This is a genomic window from Diaphorobacter sp. LR2014-1 (genome assembly GCF_002916785.1).
Taxonomy (GTDB): Bacteria; Pseudomonadota; Gammaproteobacteria; order Burkholderiales; family Burkholderiaceae_C; genus Diaphorobacter; species Diaphorobacter nitroreducens.
In genome coordinates, this window is the sequence record NZ_MTBE01000012.1 from 37,579 (window position 1) to 51,453 (window position 13,875).

A 13,875-nucleotide genomic window follows, 5' to 3' on the forward strand; every position below is an offset into this window, starting at 1 on the left:
CAGCTCAGCAGCAGCCGTGGAGCGGGCTTGGCCCGGCCACCGGCTGCGTCCCACTTCCCGCGCGTAGCGCGAGAGAAGGGGGAAGCGGCGTGGCCGCTCAGGGGGTTGTTGCATATCAATACCGCCCCACGATGGTGGACAGCCGCAGCACGGGCAGCGCGGCCTCGAAGACCTGCGCGTCCACGCGGCGGAACTGTGGATTGGGCGTGGGCGAAACCGTCACCGCCACGTCGTAGCGCCGACCCGCCTGTTCGCAGGCCACGCGCGTGTCGCCGATGGACGGCATCTGCGACGACAGGCGTACCCGGCTCAGTTCGTTCTCGGCGCACAGGTGGGCCAGCACCACGTCGGTCTGGCGCGCGGCGTTGCGCGTGAGGGCGGAGGTGGCCTGCAGCCCTGCCAGGAGGGCGATGGCGACGATGCCCAGTGCCACCAGCACCTCCACCAGCGTGAAGCCGCGCGCCGCGCCGCGCCGGCGCCGCGCCCCCGTTCGCGCGCGGTGGCTCATGGCAGCGCCTGCACGGCAAACGGGCGCAGCCCGTCGGTGGCCACGCGCACCGCGCGGTCGGGGTGCGCGCCGCTCACGATCACCACTTGTTGCGGGCCGATGAGGGGTTCCGGCCCCAGCCACAGTTCCGCAGGGCCCTGCACGCCGGTGGCGCTGTCCAGCCAGCGGTTGGGGAATGTGTCGGGCGGCACGCCCTCGAAGCGAAAGCCCTGGGCATCGGCACGCCAGCGCACCGCCGCGCCGGAGGCGCGCGATTGCGCGCGCGCCGACTCCAGCAGCGCTGCCAGCCGCTCGCCTTCGCGCTGCAGTTGGGTGGCGCCGCTGTCGCGCAGTGCCAGGCCCACGCCGGCGGTCGCCAGGGCGATGATGGAAATGACCACCAGCAATTCAAGGATCGTAAAACCCCGCTGGGCGACGGCTGCGCGGCTTTGCCTGTCTCGCCTGCTGCGCAAGGGGCGGGGGGAGAAGAAGCCTGCGCGGCGTAGTGGCGCGGCCGGCCGAGGCCCCTGCGCGGCGTCCGCTGGGCTGGGGTGTGCCCGTGTCATGCGTAGGATGGCGCCGGCGCCGGGCCCTGCGGCTTACTGCCAGCTGCCGATGTCGGCATCCTTGCCCTCGCCGCCGGACTGGCCATCGGCGCCGAAGGACATCACGTCCACCTCACCCTTGATGCCCGGGCTCAGGTACTGGTAGGGGCGGCCCCAGGGGTCGTTGGGCAGCTTCTCCAGGTAGGGGCGCCAGTTGTTCGGCACCGGGCCGGCGCTGGGCTTGGCGATCAGCGCCTGCAGGCCCTGTTCGGCTGTGGGATAGCGCTGGTTGTCCAGGCGATAGAGCTTGAGCGCCTGCATGATGTTGGTGACGTCGGTGCGCGCGGCCGTGCTGCGCGCGTCGTCGGCGCGGTCCAGCACGTTGGGCACGATCAGCGCGGCCAGCACGCCGATGATGACCAGCACCACCATGAGCTCGATCAGGGTGAAGCCCGCGGACAGGCGACGGCGGGCGCGGTGCGCGAGGGAGGAGGGGCTGGGCTGCATCTCGAAGCGGCGACTCGGAATGGACATATCCGGTCAATCATAATCGTGCAATGGTGACAAACACATACGGCCGCTGGGCCCCGCGCCTGGCCACGCTGCTGCTCTGGGCGCTGGCGGGCGCGACTGCTGTCTATTGGGGGTTGAAGCTGTCCGCAAGCCCGGCCGGCACGGCACCGGCTGCCGCGGCGCCCGAGCCGGTGGTGACCGACACGCAGGCGCTCGCGCGCCTGCTCGGGGCCAGCCCGGTGCTGGCGGCCAACGAGGCGGCACCCTCTGCAGCCAGCCGCTTCGTGCTCATGGGCGTGCTGGCCGGCACGGCCAGCGGCGGCGGCGCCGCGCTGATCGCGGTGGACGGCAAGCCGGCCAAGCCCTACCGCGTGGGCGCGAATGTGGAGCCGGGGCTGGTGCTGCAGTCCCTGGGCAAGGGCGCCGCGCGGCTGGGGGCGTCGATGGACGGCGCCACGACGCTGGCGCTGGAGATGCCGCGCAAGCGGCCCTGACCTGGCGGGGATCCCGCGCCGGCGGGGCCTGCATATCCGACGGGAGCGCCCATAACCTAACCGCGCTCCGGTGCTGCCTGCGGTCGGCCCTTCAGTGGCAGAAGTACCGTGGTCCAGGCGCCGTAGCCCGGAGCCGATTGCGGCCATTCATGGGACAGCGGCATGCGCGCGGCGCCGTGCGTCAGCAGCCAGTGCACGCAGCGGGCCACCCCGGCATGCGTGATCCAGACCACATCGCCACCGCCGGCGTGCGCCTGGGCCGCGGCCTCGTCCAGCGCGGCGGACACGCGCGTGAGCATGGCCGCCAGGGGCTCGCCGCCGCCGGGCGCATGGTGGCCGAAGCGCGTGGTCCAGGCGTCGATGTCCGCACGGGCGATGTCGTTCCACGCGCGGCCCTCCCACTGGCCGAAGTCCATCTCGGTGATGCGGGGCTCAGCCTTTGAAGCCAAATCGGCCCGCAGGGCAAGCAGGTCCTGCGCAAGCAGCTCGCATCTTTGTAGCGGAGAGTGGTGCAGGGCGGCCAGACGGGGTGGCAGCGCCTGCGCCAGCAGGCGTGCGCTCTCGCGGCTATGGCGCACGTTGGCGGCAACGTCCAGGCGGCCGTAGCACAGGCCGGGCGCCACCTCGGGGCGCGCATGGCGCACCAGCCACAGGCGCGGCGCGCTCATGCCGCCCGTTGCGCGAGCGCGATGGCCGCGCCCAGATAGAAGCCGATCTCGCCCACCTGCTGCGTGGCGCCCAGGCAGTCGCCGGTAAAGCCCTGCAGTCGACGCGCAAAGCGCCACAGCATCCAGGCCGCACCGGCGGCGCTGGCCAGCAGGCTTGCTATCAATACCAAAGCGCCCAGCGCTTGATATACAAGCGCTAGCGCCGGAAAACACCACAAGGCCGCGGCTGCCAGTGCGCGTACGGAGATCTGGTCCGCCAGCGGCTTGCTCTTGGACGTGGCCGTGTCGCCCACATGCGGCAGCGCGCGCACGATGACGAGCGGCCACAGGCGCGACAGCACATGCGCCCCGGCCAATGCCGCCAGCGCGCTGGACAAGCCGAGGTGGCCGAGCTGCGCCAGCAGGGCCACCTTGGCCTGCAGCGCCAGCACCAGCGCCATGGCCCCGAAGGCGCCGATGCGGGAATCCTTCATGATCTCCAGCGCGCGCTCGGGCTGGTAGGCGCCGCCCAGTCCGTCGGCCACGTCGGCCAGGCCGTCCTCGTGGAAGCCCCCGGTCACCAGCACCGTGGCGATGGTGCAGCCCACCGCCGCCGCCAGCGGTGCAAAGCCCGCGCCGCCCAGCCCCAGCCACAGTGCCGCATAGCTGCCCACCGCCACGGCGGCCACCAGCCAGCCCACACCGGGGAAATGTGCGCTGCTGGCGCGCAGCATCGCAGGGCTGTAGCCCACCCACGTGGCCAGCCGGCCCGTGACGGGGATGCGCGTGAAGAACTGCACGGCCAGCAGATAGTGGCGCAGGGTCTGCATGAATACTATCGAATCAATAGCTGCTCGCGCTTGATGGGCGGGCGCTGGAGGCCAAAATGGCTTGCATCATGCGCCGTTGGCCTGCAGGAACAGGCGGTAGGCCGGGTTCTGCGTTTCCTCGACATAGGGGTAGCCCAGCGTCTGCAGGAAGGCATCGAACTGCGCTGCGTCGTCGGCCGGCACCTGCATGCCCACGAGGATGCGCCCATAGTCCGCGCCCTGGTTGCGGTAGTGGAACAGCGAGATGTTCCAGGTGGGCTGCATCAGGCTCAGGAACTTGAACAGCGCGCCGGGGCGCTCGGGGAAGGTGAAGCGCATCAGCCGCTCGTCGCGCGCCAGCGCCGAATGGCCGCCGACGAGGTGGCGCAGGTGCTCCTTGGCCAGTTCGTCGTGCGTGAGGTCCAGCGCCTCGAAGCCATGCTTGTGGAAGTTGCGCGCGATCTTCTCGGACTCGCCGCGGCCCGTGGTGGACAGGCCCACGAACACATGGGCGCGCCGCTCGTGGCTGATGCGGTAGTTGAACTCGGTCACGTTGCGCGGTCCGCCGGGCAGGGCCCCCACCACCTCGCAAAAGCGCTTGAAGCTGCCGCGCTCCTCAGGGATGGTGACGGCGAACAGGGCTTCGCGTTCCTCGCCCACCTCGGCGCGCTCGGCCACGAAGCGCAGCCGGTCGAAGTTCATGTTGGCGCCGCACAGGATGGCGGCGTAGGTTTCACCCTTGGTCTTGTGCTTGGCCACGTACTGCTTGATGGCGGCCACGGCCAGGGCGCCCGCGGGCTCCACGATGCTGCGCGTGTCCACGAAGATGTCCTTGATCGCGGCGCAGACGGCATCGGTGTCGACGATCACGTAGTCGTCCACCAGGTTCTGCGCGACGCGGAAGGTTTCCTCGCCCACCAGTTTCACGGCCGTGCCGTCGGAGAACAGGCCCACGTCCGGCAGCGTGACGCGCTGATGCGCCTTGACCGATTGCGCCATGGCGTCCGAGTCGTTCATCTGCACGCCGATGACCTTGATGCCAGGGCACACGGCCTTGATGTAGTTGGACACGCCGGCGATCAGCCCGCCGCCGCCAATGGCGACGAACACGGCATCCAGCTTGCCGCCCAGCTGCTGCACCTGCCGCAGGATCTCCATGGCGATCGTGCCCTGGCCGGCGATCACGTCCGGGTCGTCGAAGGGGTGCACGAAGGTCAGGCCTTCTTCCTTTTGCAGCTGCGCGGCGCGCTCGTAGGCGTCGGAATAGCTCTCGCCGCTCAGCACCACTTCGCCGCCCAGCGTCTTCACCGCATCGATCTTGAGCTGCGGCGTGGTGGTGGGCATCACGATCACGGCGCGCGTGCCCAGCTTGCTGGCGCTCATCGCCACGCCCTGCGCGTGGTTGCCGGCCGAGGCGCAGATCACGCCGCGCGCCAGCTGCTCGGGCGAGAGCTGCGCCATCTTGTTGTAGGCGCCGCGCAGCTTGAAGCTGAAGACGGGCTGCTGGTCCTCGCGCTTGAGCAGCACCTTGTTGTGCAGCCGCCGCGACAGGGCGCGGGCGGGCTGCAGGTCGGACTCCACCGCCACGTCATAGACACGCGCGGTGAGGATCTTTGTGAGGTAATCGAACGGGGTGAGAGGCTGGGTCATGGTGCAAACCGGCGGGCGGCGCTGCCGTGCGGACGGGGCGTCCAGGGCGCGCTCAGCCGGGCGCACATCATAGGACGGCGCGCCCGCAGGGTTAGGGACGGCTCACCGCAGGGCAAAAAAAAGCCCCAAGCGGTAAAGCCTGGGGCTGAATCCATCCTTTGAGGAGATGGAGGAGACAATCGGTGCGAACCCCGCTGTGCGAACAGTGCGAAGCGGGTAACGCATGGGCGCATTGTAGCGCTGCGGTTGTTGCGTTGCAGCAAAATCGCACCTGCGTTCATCATTTGCTACAGATTCACCCTGATTTTTGGAGAAAAACAACATGGAATGCACCGTCAGCTGGACCGGCAACGCCGGCACGCGCTCCGGCATGGGCTTTGTTGCGGAGACCGGCAGCGGCCATGTGCTGGCCATGGACGGGGCGCCCGACGCCGACCGTCCCGAGAACGGCGGCCAGAACCTGGCCCCGCGTCCCATGGAGACCGTGCTGGCCGGCACGGGCGGCTGCACGGCCTACGACGTGGTGCTGATCCTCAAGCGCGGCCGGCACGATGTGCGCGGCTGCAGCGTGAAGCTCACCTCCGAGCGGGCGCAGGTCGATCCCAAGGTGTTCACCAAGATTCACATGCAGTTCACGGTGACCGGGCGCGGCATTCCGCCGGCGGCCGTGGAGCGTGCCATCGCCATGAGCCATGAGAAATACTGCTCGGCCAGCATCATGCTGGGCAAGACCGCGCAGATCACGACGGGCTTTGAGATCGTCGAGGCCTGAGGCGCGGCGGGACGTACTAGATGTAATGTGCAGTCGTCGTCATGACCTTGGCGGCGGCTTTCATCAGCCAACGCGCCGGGGGCGGTAGAGGAAGTGCGCCCGCCGCCTGCGCCTGGGCCGCGTGGCGTTCCTCATCCCGCTGCATGCGGTCGACGATGGCGCGCGAGGGCAGGTCCGCCTCCGGCAGGCGGCGCAGGTGCCCTTGCAGATGGGCGGATACCTGCCGCTCCGTCTCCACCACAAAACCCAGACTGGCCTGGTCGCTGACCCGGGCCGCCACCAGGCCGATGGCGAAGGCGCCAGCGAACCACAAGGGGTTGAGGAGACTGGGCCGGCTCCCCAGGGCGTCGAGCCGCTCGCGGGTCCAGGCCAGGTGGTCGGTCTCCTCGCGCGCCGCGGCCAGGAGATCGCTGCGCAACTGAAGGTCGCGGGTCACGCACGACTGGGCCATGTACAAGCCCTGGGCACACACCTCCCCGACATGGTTGACGCGCATCAACGCGCTGGAGAGACGCCTTTGCTCGACGGACAGGTCCACCGCAGGCAGGGAGCGTGCCGGTGAGGGTTCTCCCGCTCTCGGACGAGCGAACAAGGTTCGCAGGGCACTATCTGCGGCAACGAGGAGTGTGTCCATGGTTAACAAAAACGTTGTTTACGCGCACGTAATGGCGCAGGTAACGCAAAAACCGTACGGTAAGTGCTTACTCGGAGCAACAATAAGACGGTTTTGCTGCCGTTTTGGCCATGTTGCGGTACAGCAACGAAAACCCGCTTTTGGCCCGATTCTGAGGGATTTCCTTTGCGAAACCTGGCGGGCTCTGTTGCAATAGGACCAACTTCCCCACCAGGAGGTTGGCCCGGGGAACCGGCGGGGGCTGTGCGTGAGCCGCACATCCAAGTCCTCTACGATCCGGGGCCCTCTGTTTAACCTTGGAGTAACTCGCAATGAAAAAATCCCTGATTGCACTGGCAGTGCTGGCCGCTTCCGGCGCCGCAATGGCTCAATCCTCCGTGACGCTGTTCGGTATCGTTGACACCGCTTTCGGCTACGTGGACAACGCTAACGCCGCTGGCGACAGCGTGTATGGCCTGAGCACCAGCGGCAACGCAACGAGCCGTCTGGGCTTCCGCGGCGTGGAAGATCTGGGTGGCGGTCTGAAGGCTGGCTTCTGGCTGGAAGGCGAAATCTTCGGTGACGACGGCAATAGCAAAGGTTTCGACTTCAAGCGCGAATCCACCGTTCGACTCAGCGGCAATTTCGGTGAAGTTCGTCTGGGCCGTGAATTGACACCTTCTTACCGCAAGACCAGCTCTTACGATCTGTTCGGTCAGACCGGTATTGGTCAGTTCATGGGCTGGCGCGATTGGGGAACCAATTCGGATTTCCAAACGCGCGTGTCTACTGCTGACGCAAACAATGTGCGTGCTAGTAATATTGTGAGTTACTACACGCCCAACTTTAGCGGGTTTACCGGTGGCTTGGGTTATGGTTTCGATGAGCAGGTATCTGGCAAGAACGGACGTTATGTCGGTGGTTTTGTTGCCTATGACAATGGTCCCCTGAGCATTGCAGTGTCCTATGATCAGCGTGAACTCCTGGGTTCTGTGGGGCCCGTCGCAACGGCTGTATCTTTCACCGGCTCGCGTGACACGTTGACTGTGGGTGCTTCTTACGACCTGAATGTTGTGAAGCTCAGCACGATTTTGCAGCAATCGAAGTACAAGATTGATGGCGCTGGCAGCGAAAAGTTTAATGCGTACGCGCTGGGTGCTTCTGCCCCGCTGGGTGCAGGCGAAGTCAAGCTGCAGTACGCTCTGTACGACCAGAAGGCCATCGACTCCAAGGCTCACCAAATCAGCCTGGGCTATGTCCACAACCTGTCCAAGCGCACGGCTCTGTATGGCACCGTGGCTTACCTGAAGAACAAGGACGCTTCCAACCTGGCTCTGCCCACCAAGGGTCTGACAGTTGACGGCCCCGGCGCTGGCGAGAACCAGACCGGCGTGCAACTGGGTATTCGCCACTCCTTCTAATCTCGGGCTGGCGTGAGGCCAGCTTGGATAAAGAAGACAAAACCGCTGCCTTCGGGCAGCGGTTTTTTTTCGTCTGCGGTTTGGTGTCTCTTGTGCGACGATTTTTCGGGTTAACCCCTGTGGCTGTAAAGCGATGGACCCTTGCCCCTGCCCGGCGGGTTTTCAACAATGAAGCCTCCTCGCTTCCTGCCAAGAACACGATTTGGCCGCAGGGCCCCTGGTGGAGGAGAAGTCGAGTGTTGTGAAGCGAGTGGCGCACGTCCAGTGAGCGAGTTCATCAAGGCGTGGCTGCGAATCGTGAGCCGGTTATCAATCCAAGAGGAGTCTGTCGTATGCAAAAGAAAATTGTGGCTGCCCCGGCGCTGTGCGGCGCGGGCGTGGCAATGGCCCAGTCCGCCGGTACCAGCAAGGTGGAGCTGTGGGGTATCGTGGATGCCGCCGTGCGCCACACCAACAACGAAGGTGCCGGCAAGGATGGCCTGACGAAGATGATCGGTGGCGGCATGTCGCAAAGCCGCTGGGGCATCAATGTGGAGGAGGACCTGGGTGGCGGGTCCAAGGCCCTGGTGGTGCTGGAAAACCGTCTCAATGCCGATGACGGCAGTGTTTCCACCCCCTTCTTCCAACTGTCCTATCTGGGTCTGCAAGGCCCTTATGGCCGCCTGACTGCCGGACGTCAGTGGAACGTCCTGTTCGACGTGGTGACCAGCACCTACGCTTCGTTCCCGTACTCCCCCTACATGGAAGCCTACAAGCCTGAGTTGGGAATGGCCACGGGCGCGCGTACCAGCAACATGCTGAAGTACACCTTCGCAACGCCGGACCGCAGCTTCGTAGGCTCGCTGCAATATTCGTTTGACGAGAACAACGACACCAAGGCATTGGAAGCTGGCCTGCCTGCCTCGGCGGCGCAAGTGCCTGCCTACGTTGCAGGCACCCTGGGTGGTGGCGCCTGGAAGACGGCTGGCGGCTACCTGCGCTACTCCGCGAGCGGGTTTGCCGTCGGCGGCGGCTACATGCGCACGACGCTGCCAGGCGGCACCGACGTAGACGCCTGGACTCTGGGCGGTTCGTACCGCACGGGTCCGTGGTACTTCAACACGGGCTATGGCCTGAACAAGGCGAAATACGCTACGGTGACCAACCCGATCCAGGGTTTCCGTAACCTCGTAGACGGAGCGATCCTGGGGCAATTCTGGGCCGGCCAGACCAATGGCGGCTTCCAGCCGGGCGACGCCAACAAGCGGCAGCTGTTCAAGGTGGGCGTGGGCTATCAGTTGACGCCTCAGCTCAACCTGGGCGCGCACTACTTCCGCGGTAAGCAGTCGGGCTCGGCCACGGGTGCTTCCAACGGCAACGTCAACTTCTACGTGGCCGTGGCGGACTATGCCTTCAGCAAGCGCACCGATGCCTATTTCGGCGTGGACCACACCAGCATCAGCGGCGGCAGCGCGGTCGTGCTGGATGCGGCGAGCGGCGCACGCAGCCGTACCGGCATCACCGTGGGTGTCCGCCATCGCTTCTAAGGCACATTGAGTGGGGGGGAAGGGCCCTTTGGGCCCGCCCCGATTTCAAGCAACCTCCTTCGGGAGGTTGTTTTTTTCCCGAAGTACGGTTCTTGCCCCGCCGAGCGTAGATACGCAGTCCGGGCATTGGTTTTGCATCAGCACTGCGGATGAATGGCGGCGCATCTGCGATGCACCATTTCAGGGATTTCCCTTTGCCAGTGGCCACGGCCACGCTGCCATAGTCGCTCCTTTCTATAAAAGAGGATTCCCATGCGAATCAATGCCTTGATCCTTTCTCTTGCGGCGGTCTGCGCGGCGGCTGTGGTTCCAGCGGCGCATGCCAAGACCTTCAAATGGGCCAGCCAGGGCGAAATCGCCACCTGGGATATCCACTCCCAAAACAACGCGCTGCAAAACGCCATCCATTCGTATGTGTACGAAAGCCTGGTCTACTACAACAGCCGTACCTTCGAGGTCGAGCCCATGCTGGCGACGGCGTGGCGAGAGGTCAGCCCCACACAAGTGCGTTTCACGCTGCGCCAGGGCGTGAAGTTCCACGATGGTTCCGCCTTCACGGCCGATGACGCCGTGTACTCGCTGCAGCGCGCCATGTCCAAGACCTCGAACTACACGCCGTATGTGCAAGGCATCGACAAGGTGGTGAAGGTGGATGCGCAGACCATCGACATCTTCCTCAAGTCGCCCAACCCCGTGCTGCTGCGGCAGATGACCGAGTTGCGCATGATGAGCAAGGCCTGGGCCGAGAAGAACCGATCGGTGGAGCCGAAGGACATCAAGGGCACCGATGAGAACTTCGCCCATCGCAACGCCATGGGCACGGGCCCCTATACGCTGGAGACATGGCAACCCGACGTGAAGATGGTCTTCAAGCGCAATCCGAACTGGTGGGGCCAGATGGAAGGCAATGTGACCGAGATCGTCTACACCCCCATCAAGTCGGCCGCCACGCGCATTGCCGCCCTGCTGTCGGGTGAGGTGGACCTGGTGCTGGACCCCTCACCGCAGGATCTGCCCCGCCTGCGCTCGTCGGGCACCATCAAGGTGGTGGACGGGCTGGAGAACCGTACCATCTTCCTGGGCATGGACCAGTTCCGGGATGAACTCGTGGGCTCCAACATCAAGGGCAAGAACCCCTTGAAGGACCTGCGCGTGCGCAAGGCGCTGTACCAGTCCATCGACGCCAATGCCCTCACGCGCAACATCCTGCGCGGCCTGGGCAAGCCGACCGGTACCCTGGTGGCGCCGCAGGTCGCAGGCTGGTCGGAGGCCGTGGGCAAGCGCATGCCCTACGACGTCGAGGCCGCGAAGAAGCTGCTGGCCGAGGCCGGCTATGCCGACGGCTTCGAGGTGGACTTCGCCTGCCCCAACAACCGCTACATCAACGACGAGGCCATCTGCCAGGCGGTCACCGCCATGTGGGCGCGCATCGGTGTGAAAGCCAAGCTGCGTACGCTGCCGCTGGTGACCTACTTTCCCATGATCCAGCGCAGCGAAGCCAGCATCTACATGCTGGGTTGGGGCGTGCCGACCTTTGACGCGCTGTACAGCCTGCAATCGCTGGTGCGCAGCGTGGGCACTGGTGGCGATGGCAACTACAACGTGGGCCGCTATCGCAATGAGCGCATGGACTACCTGGTGGACCGCATCAAGGCCGAGACGGACGCTCCGGTGCGCGCGCGCATGCTGACCGAGGCGCTGCAGCTCTCCAACGACACGGTCTCGCATCTGCCGCTGTACGACCAGGTCATCCCCTGGGCCATGAAGAAGAATGTGGAGCTGGTGCATCGCGCCGACAACCGCATCGACATGCGCACCGTCAAGGTCCAGTGAGCGGCCGTGCCATAACGTACCGCCTGCGTGCGGAAAGCACCCGCGCAGGCGAACCACGGCCAGGCTAAGCACCCGGCCGCTGCGGGGACGAGCCTTGGCTGCGCCCCGATGCCTGCTAGCATGGCCCGACATCTTGCAAAAGCCCGAGAATGCTTGCCTTCATCCTGCGCCGACTTATCCAGGCCGTGATCGTCATGGTCGCCGTGGCCTTCATCTCGTTCATGCTGTTCCAGTTCGTGGGCGACCCCGTGGTCTTCCTACTGGGGCAGGACGCCACGCCCGAGCAGATCACCGAGATGCGTGCTGCCCTGGGGTTGGACCAGCCATTCATCGTGCAGTTCTGGCACTTCCTGGTGAATGCGGCGCAGGGCGAATTCGGGCTCTCCCTGCGCCAGGGGGCCAAGGTCTCGCGGCTGATCGCCGAGCGCTTCCCGGCCACGCTGGAGCTGGCGCTGGTGGCCGCCTTCATCGCCCTCGCGGTGGGCATGCCCATGGGGGTGTATGCGGCGCTCAAGCGCGGCACCGTCACCAGCCAGGTGTTCATGACGCTGTCGTTGCTGGGCGTGTCGCTGCCCACATTCCTGATCGGCATCCTGCTGATCCTGGTGTTCTCGGTCACGCTGGGATGGTTCCCCAGTTTCGGGCGCGGTGATGTGACGCAACTGGGGTGGTGGAGCACCGGCCTGCTCACGGCCAAGGGTTGGCACCACATCACGCTGCCGGCCATCACGCTCGCCATCTTCCAGCTCACGCTGATCATGCGCCTGGTGCGCGCCGAGATGCTGGAAGTGCTGCGCACCGACTACATCAAGTTCGCCCGTGCGCGTGGCCTGACCGACCGCGCCATCCACTTTGGCCATGCGCTCAAGAACACGCTGGTGCCGGTGATGACCATCACCGGCCTGCAACTGGGCGGCCTGATTGCGTTTGCCATCATCACCGAGACGGTGTTCCAGTGGCCCGGCATGGGCCTGCTGTTCATCCAGGCCGTGACCTTTGCCGACATCCCCGTGATGGCTGCTTACCTCTGCCTGATCGCGCTGATCTTCGTGGTCATCAACCTGGTGGTGGACCTGCTGTACTTCGCCGTGGACCCGCGCCTGCGCGTGGGCGGCAAGGCGGGAGGGCACTGACATGAAACGACACCCCCCTGAGACGCTTCGCGTCTTCCCCCCGCTCTCGCATCGCTGCGCGTTGCGGGCAGGGGGACGCCGCCCGTGCGGCGGGGCGGCCCTTGCACGGCGGCCCTGGCCTGGGGCGCGCCAGTTTCATGCGATGCGGGTGATGCAAAGTGCCATGGAAAACTGACATGCTACTTCCTCGTTTCAAGGCAGGCGGGCGCGCCTTTGCCCATATCGCCCAGTACCACCCGGAGCTCACCGCATTCCGCCGTGACCTGCATGCCCACCCCGAGCTGGGCTTTGAAGAGGTCTACACCAGCGCCCGTGTGCGCGAGGCGCTGCGGCACGCCGGCGTGGACGAGGTGCACGAAGGCATCGGCCGTACCGGCGTGGTGGGCATCATCCACGGCCAGGGCCGCAGCAGCGGCAGCATGATCGGTCTGCGGGCCGACATGGACGCGCTGCCCATGGCCGAGCACAACGATTTCGCCTGGAAGTCCTGCAAGAGCGGCCTGATGCATGGCTGCGGCCATGATGGGCACACGGCCATGCTCGTGGGTGCAGCGCGCTACCTGGCGGCCACGCGCCATTTCGACGGCACGGCGGTGCTGATCTTCCAGCCCGGCGAGGAAGGCCTGGGCGGTGCGCGCGTGATGATCGAGGACGGGCTCTTCGAGCGCTTTCCCGTGCAGTCGGTGTACGCCATGCACAACTGGCCGGCCATGCGGCCCGGCACCGTGGGTATCAACAGCGGCGCCATGATGGCGGCGGCCGACCGCGTCACGATCGAAGTGACCGGGCGCGGCGGCCACGGCGCGCATGCGTACCAGACGGTGGACGTGGTGCTGGTAGCCGCGCACATCGTCACCGCCGTGCAGGGGATCGTCTCGCGCAACGTGCGGCCGCTGGAGAGTGCAGTCATCAGCCTGTGCGCGGTGCAGGCGGGCGACCTGGGCGCGTTCAGCGTGCTGCCGGGCACGGCCACGCTGGTGGGTACGGTGCGTACGTTCGACCCCGCCGTGCAGGAGATGGTGGAGCGCCGCATCAAGGAGCTGTGCAACGCCATCGCGCTGGGCTTTGGCGCTACCGCCACCGTTCGCTACGAGCGCATCTACCCTGCCACCATCAACACCGAGAGCGATGCGCGCTTCGCAGGCGACGTGGCTGCGTCGCTGGTGGGCGAAGAAAACGTGGACCGCGACCTGGAGCCGAGCATGGGCGCGGAGGACTTCTCCTTCATGCTGCAGGCCCGGCCCGGCGCCTACCTGCGCCTGGGGCAGGGCATGGGCGCTGGCAACAGCACCTTGCACAACAGCCGCTACGACTTCAATGACGACGTGCTGCCCCTGGGCGCGGCCCTGCATGCCGGCCTGGTCGAGCAGGCCATGCCCCTGGGGCAAGCGCAGTGAGACCGCACGGTACAGCAGCATGATGCGGAGCACGG

15 protein-coding genes are annotated in these 13,875 nt (G+C 66.0%); 7 read left to right on the forward strand and 8 right to left on the reverse strand.

Annotated elements, in window-relative coordinates; genetic code table 11:
* Positions 1–115: 115 nt before the first annotated feature.
* Genes gspI through gspG form a run of 3 tightly spaced genes read right to left on the reverse strand, consistent with a single transcriptional unit; the run spans position 116 to position 1,539 of the window.
* The gene (gene gspI / locus BV908_RS10790) at positions 116–508 is read right to left on the reverse strand and encodes a type II secretion system minor pseudopilin GspI (protein ID WP_103738124.1); all 393 of its coding nucleotides are present in this window, start codon (positions 506–508) and stop codon (positions 116–118) included.
* The gene (locus BV908_RS10795; protein WP_103738125.1) at positions 505–1,053 is read right to left on the reverse strand and encodes a prepilin-type N-terminal cleavage/methylation domain-containing protein; all 549 of its coding nucleotides are present in this window, start codon (positions 1,051–1,053) and stop codon (positions 505–507) included. The genes gspI and BV908_RS10795 overlap by 4 nt, the downstream gene beginning before the upstream one ends.
* A gap of 33 nt (positions 1,054–1,086) precedes the next feature.
* Entirely contained in the window at positions 1,087–1,539 is a 453-nt protein-coding gene (gene gspG / locus BV908_RS10800; protein ID WP_162844519.1) for a type II secretion system major pseudopilin GspG, read from the reverse strand.
* Positions 1,540–1,589: 50 nt separating this feature from the next.
* Between gspG and BV908_RS10805 the strand changes: the two genes are divergently transcribed.
* On the forward strand, positions 1,590–2,039 hold the full coding sequence (locus BV908_RS10805; RefSeq protein WP_103738126.1) for a type II secretion system protein N: 450 nt from the start codon (positions 1,590–1,592) through the stop codon (positions 2,037–2,039).
* 56 nt (positions 2,040–2,095) lie between these two features.
* On the opposite strand, the gene BV908_RS10810 is transcribed toward BV908_RS10805, so the two are convergent.
* The 4 genes from BV908_RS10810 to BV908_RS22185 form a co-directional block, all read right to left on the reverse strand.
* Positions 2,096–2,707 (reverse strand): histidine phosphatase family protein, encoded by a 612-nt coding sequence (locus tag BV908_RS10810; RefSeq protein WP_103738127.1) that lies wholly within the window; start codon positions 2,705–2,707, stop codon positions 2,096–2,098.
* Positions 2,704–3,516 carry an adenosylcobinamide-GDP ribazoletransferase gene (locus tag BV908_RS10815; RefSeq protein WP_103738128.1) on the reverse strand — a complete coding sequence of 271 codons (813 nt, stop codon included), beginning with the start codon at positions 3,514–3,516 and terminating at the stop codon, positions 2,704–2,706. The genes BV908_RS10810 and BV908_RS10815 overlap by 4 nt, the downstream gene beginning before the upstream one ends.
* 66 nt (positions 3,517–3,582) lie before the next feature.
* Positions 3,583–5,145 (reverse strand): threonine ammonia-lyase, biosynthetic, encoded by a 1,563-nt coding sequence (ilvA, locus tag BV908_RS10820; protein ID WP_103738129.1) that lies wholly within the window; start codon positions 5,143–5,145, stop codon positions 3,583–3,585.
* A 102-nt stretch (positions 5,146–5,247) separates the two neighbouring features.
* On the reverse strand, positions 5,248–5,469 hold the full coding sequence (locus BV908_RS22185; RefSeq protein ID WP_146052249.1) for a hypothetical protein: 222 nt from the start codon (positions 5,467–5,469) through the stop codon (positions 5,248–5,250).
* On the opposite strand from BV908_RS22185, the gene BV908_RS10825 reads away from it, so the two are divergent.
* Positions 5,468–5,917 carry an OsmC family protein gene (locus BV908_RS10825; protein ID WP_011804132.1) on the forward strand — a complete coding sequence of 150 codons (450 nt, stop codon included), beginning with the start codon at positions 5,468–5,470 and terminating at the stop codon, positions 5,915–5,917. The genes BV908_RS22185 and BV908_RS10825 overlap by 2 nt on opposite strands.
* Before the next feature lie 16 nt (positions 5,918–5,933).
* Here the strand turns inward: BV908_RS10825 and coq7 are convergent, their stop codons facing one another.
* A complete protein-coding gene (coq7, locus tag BV908_RS10830; protein WP_103738130.1) occupies positions 5,934–6,551 on the reverse strand; it encodes a 2-polyprenyl-3-methyl-6-methoxy-1,4-benzoquinone monooxygenase in 618 nt (205 codons plus the stop codon).
* Between the two features lie 311 nt (positions 6,552–6,862).
* On the opposite strand from coq7, the gene BV908_RS10835 reads away from it, so the two are divergent.
* From BV908_RS10835 to BV908_RS10855, 5 genes are all read left to right on the forward strand, one after another.
* The gene (locus tag BV908_RS10835; protein ID WP_103738131.1) at positions 6,863–7,951 is read left to right on the forward strand and encodes a porin; all 1,089 of its coding nucleotides are present in this window, start codon (positions 6,863–6,865) and stop codon (positions 7,949–7,951) included.
* Positions 7,952–8,283: 332 nt separating this feature from the next.
* Complete coding sequence (locus tag BV908_RS10840) at positions 8,284–9,477, forward strand: porin (protein WP_103738132.1); 1,194 nt, start codon at positions 8,284–8,286, stop codon at positions 9,475–9,477.
* Positions 9,478–9,729: 252 nt separating this feature from the next.
* A complete protein-coding gene (locus BV908_RS10845; protein ID WP_103738133.1) occupies positions 9,730–11,310 on the forward strand; it encodes an ABC transporter substrate-binding protein in 1,581 nt (526 codons plus the stop codon).
* Between the two features lie 149 nt (positions 11,311–11,459).
* Positions 11,460–12,443, forward strand: a complete 984-nt coding sequence (locus BV908_RS10850) for an ABC transporter permease (RefSeq protein WP_011804137.1) — start codon at positions 11,460–11,462, stop codon at positions 12,441–12,443.
* A gap of 176 nt (positions 12,444–12,619) precedes the next feature.
* Positions 12,620–13,840: a M20 aminoacylase family protein gene (locus BV908_RS10855; RefSeq protein WP_103738134.1), complete on the forward strand. Its 1,221-nt coding sequence runs from the start codon at positions 12,620–12,622 to the stop codon at positions 13,838–13,840.
* The last annotated feature ends 35 nt before the right edge of the window (positions 13,841–13,875 follow it).

Bases quoted from the DNA above. Each gene is read 5' to 3' on its own strand.
- BV908_RS10845 (WP_103738133.1), top strand. From the start codon at position 9,730: ATGCGAATCAATGCCTTGATCCTTTCTCTTGCGGCGGTCTGCGCGGCG.
- BV908_RS10810 (WP_103738127.1), bottom strand. From the start codon at position 2,707: ATGAGCGCGCCGCGCCTGTGGCTGGTGCGCCATGCGCGCCCCGAGGTG.
- BV908_RS10815 (WP_103738128.1), bottom strand. From the start codon at position 3,516: ATGCAGACCCTGCGCCACTATCTGCTGGCCGTGCAGTTCTTCACGCGC.
- ilvA (WP_103738129.1), bottom strand. From the start codon at position 5,145: ATGACCCAGCCTCTCACCCCGTTCGATTACCTCACAAAGATCCTCACC.
- gspG (WP_162844519.1), bottom strand. From the start codon at position 1,539: ATGCAGCCCAGCCCCTCCTCCCTCGCGCACCGCGCCCGCCGTCGCCTG.
- BV908_RS10835 (WP_103738131.1), top strand. From the start codon at position 6,863: ATGAAAAAATCCCTGATTGCACTGGCAGTGCTGGCCGCTTCCGGCGCC.
- coq7 (WP_103738130.1), bottom strand. From the start codon at position 6,551: ATGGACACACTCCTCGTTGCCGCAGATAGTGCCCTGCGAACCTTGTTC.
- BV908_RS10805 (WP_103738126.1), top strand. From the start codon at position 1,590: ATGGTGACAAACACATACGGCCGCTGGGCCCCGCGCCTGGCCACGCTG.
- BV908_RS10855 (WP_103738134.1), top strand. From the start codon at position 12,620: ATGCTACTTCCTCGTTTCAAGGCAGGCGGGCGCGCCTTTGCCCATATC.
- gspI (WP_103738124.1), bottom strand. From the start codon at position 508: ATGAGCCACCGCGCGCGAACGGGGGCGCGGCGCCGGCGCGGCGCGGCG.
- BV908_RS10825 (WP_011804132.1), top strand. From the start codon at position 5,468: ATGGAATGCACCGTCAGCTGGACCGGCAACGCCGGCACGCGCTCCGGC.
- BV908_RS10840 (WP_103738132.1), top strand. From the start codon at position 8,284: ATGCAAAAGAAAATTGTGGCTGCCCCGGCGCTGTGCGGCGCGGGCGTG.
- BV908_RS10795 (WP_103738125.1), bottom strand. From the start codon at position 1,053: ATGACACGGGCACACCCCAGCCCAGCGGACGCCGCGCAGGGGCCTCGG.
- BV908_RS10850 (WP_011804137.1), top strand. From the start codon at position 11,460: ATGCTTGCCTTCATCCTGCGCCGACTTATCCAGGCCGTGATCGTCATG.
- BV908_RS22185 (WP_146052249.1), bottom strand. From the start codon at position 5,469: ATGTTGTTTTTCTCCAAAAATCAGGGTGAATCTGTAGCAAATGATGAA.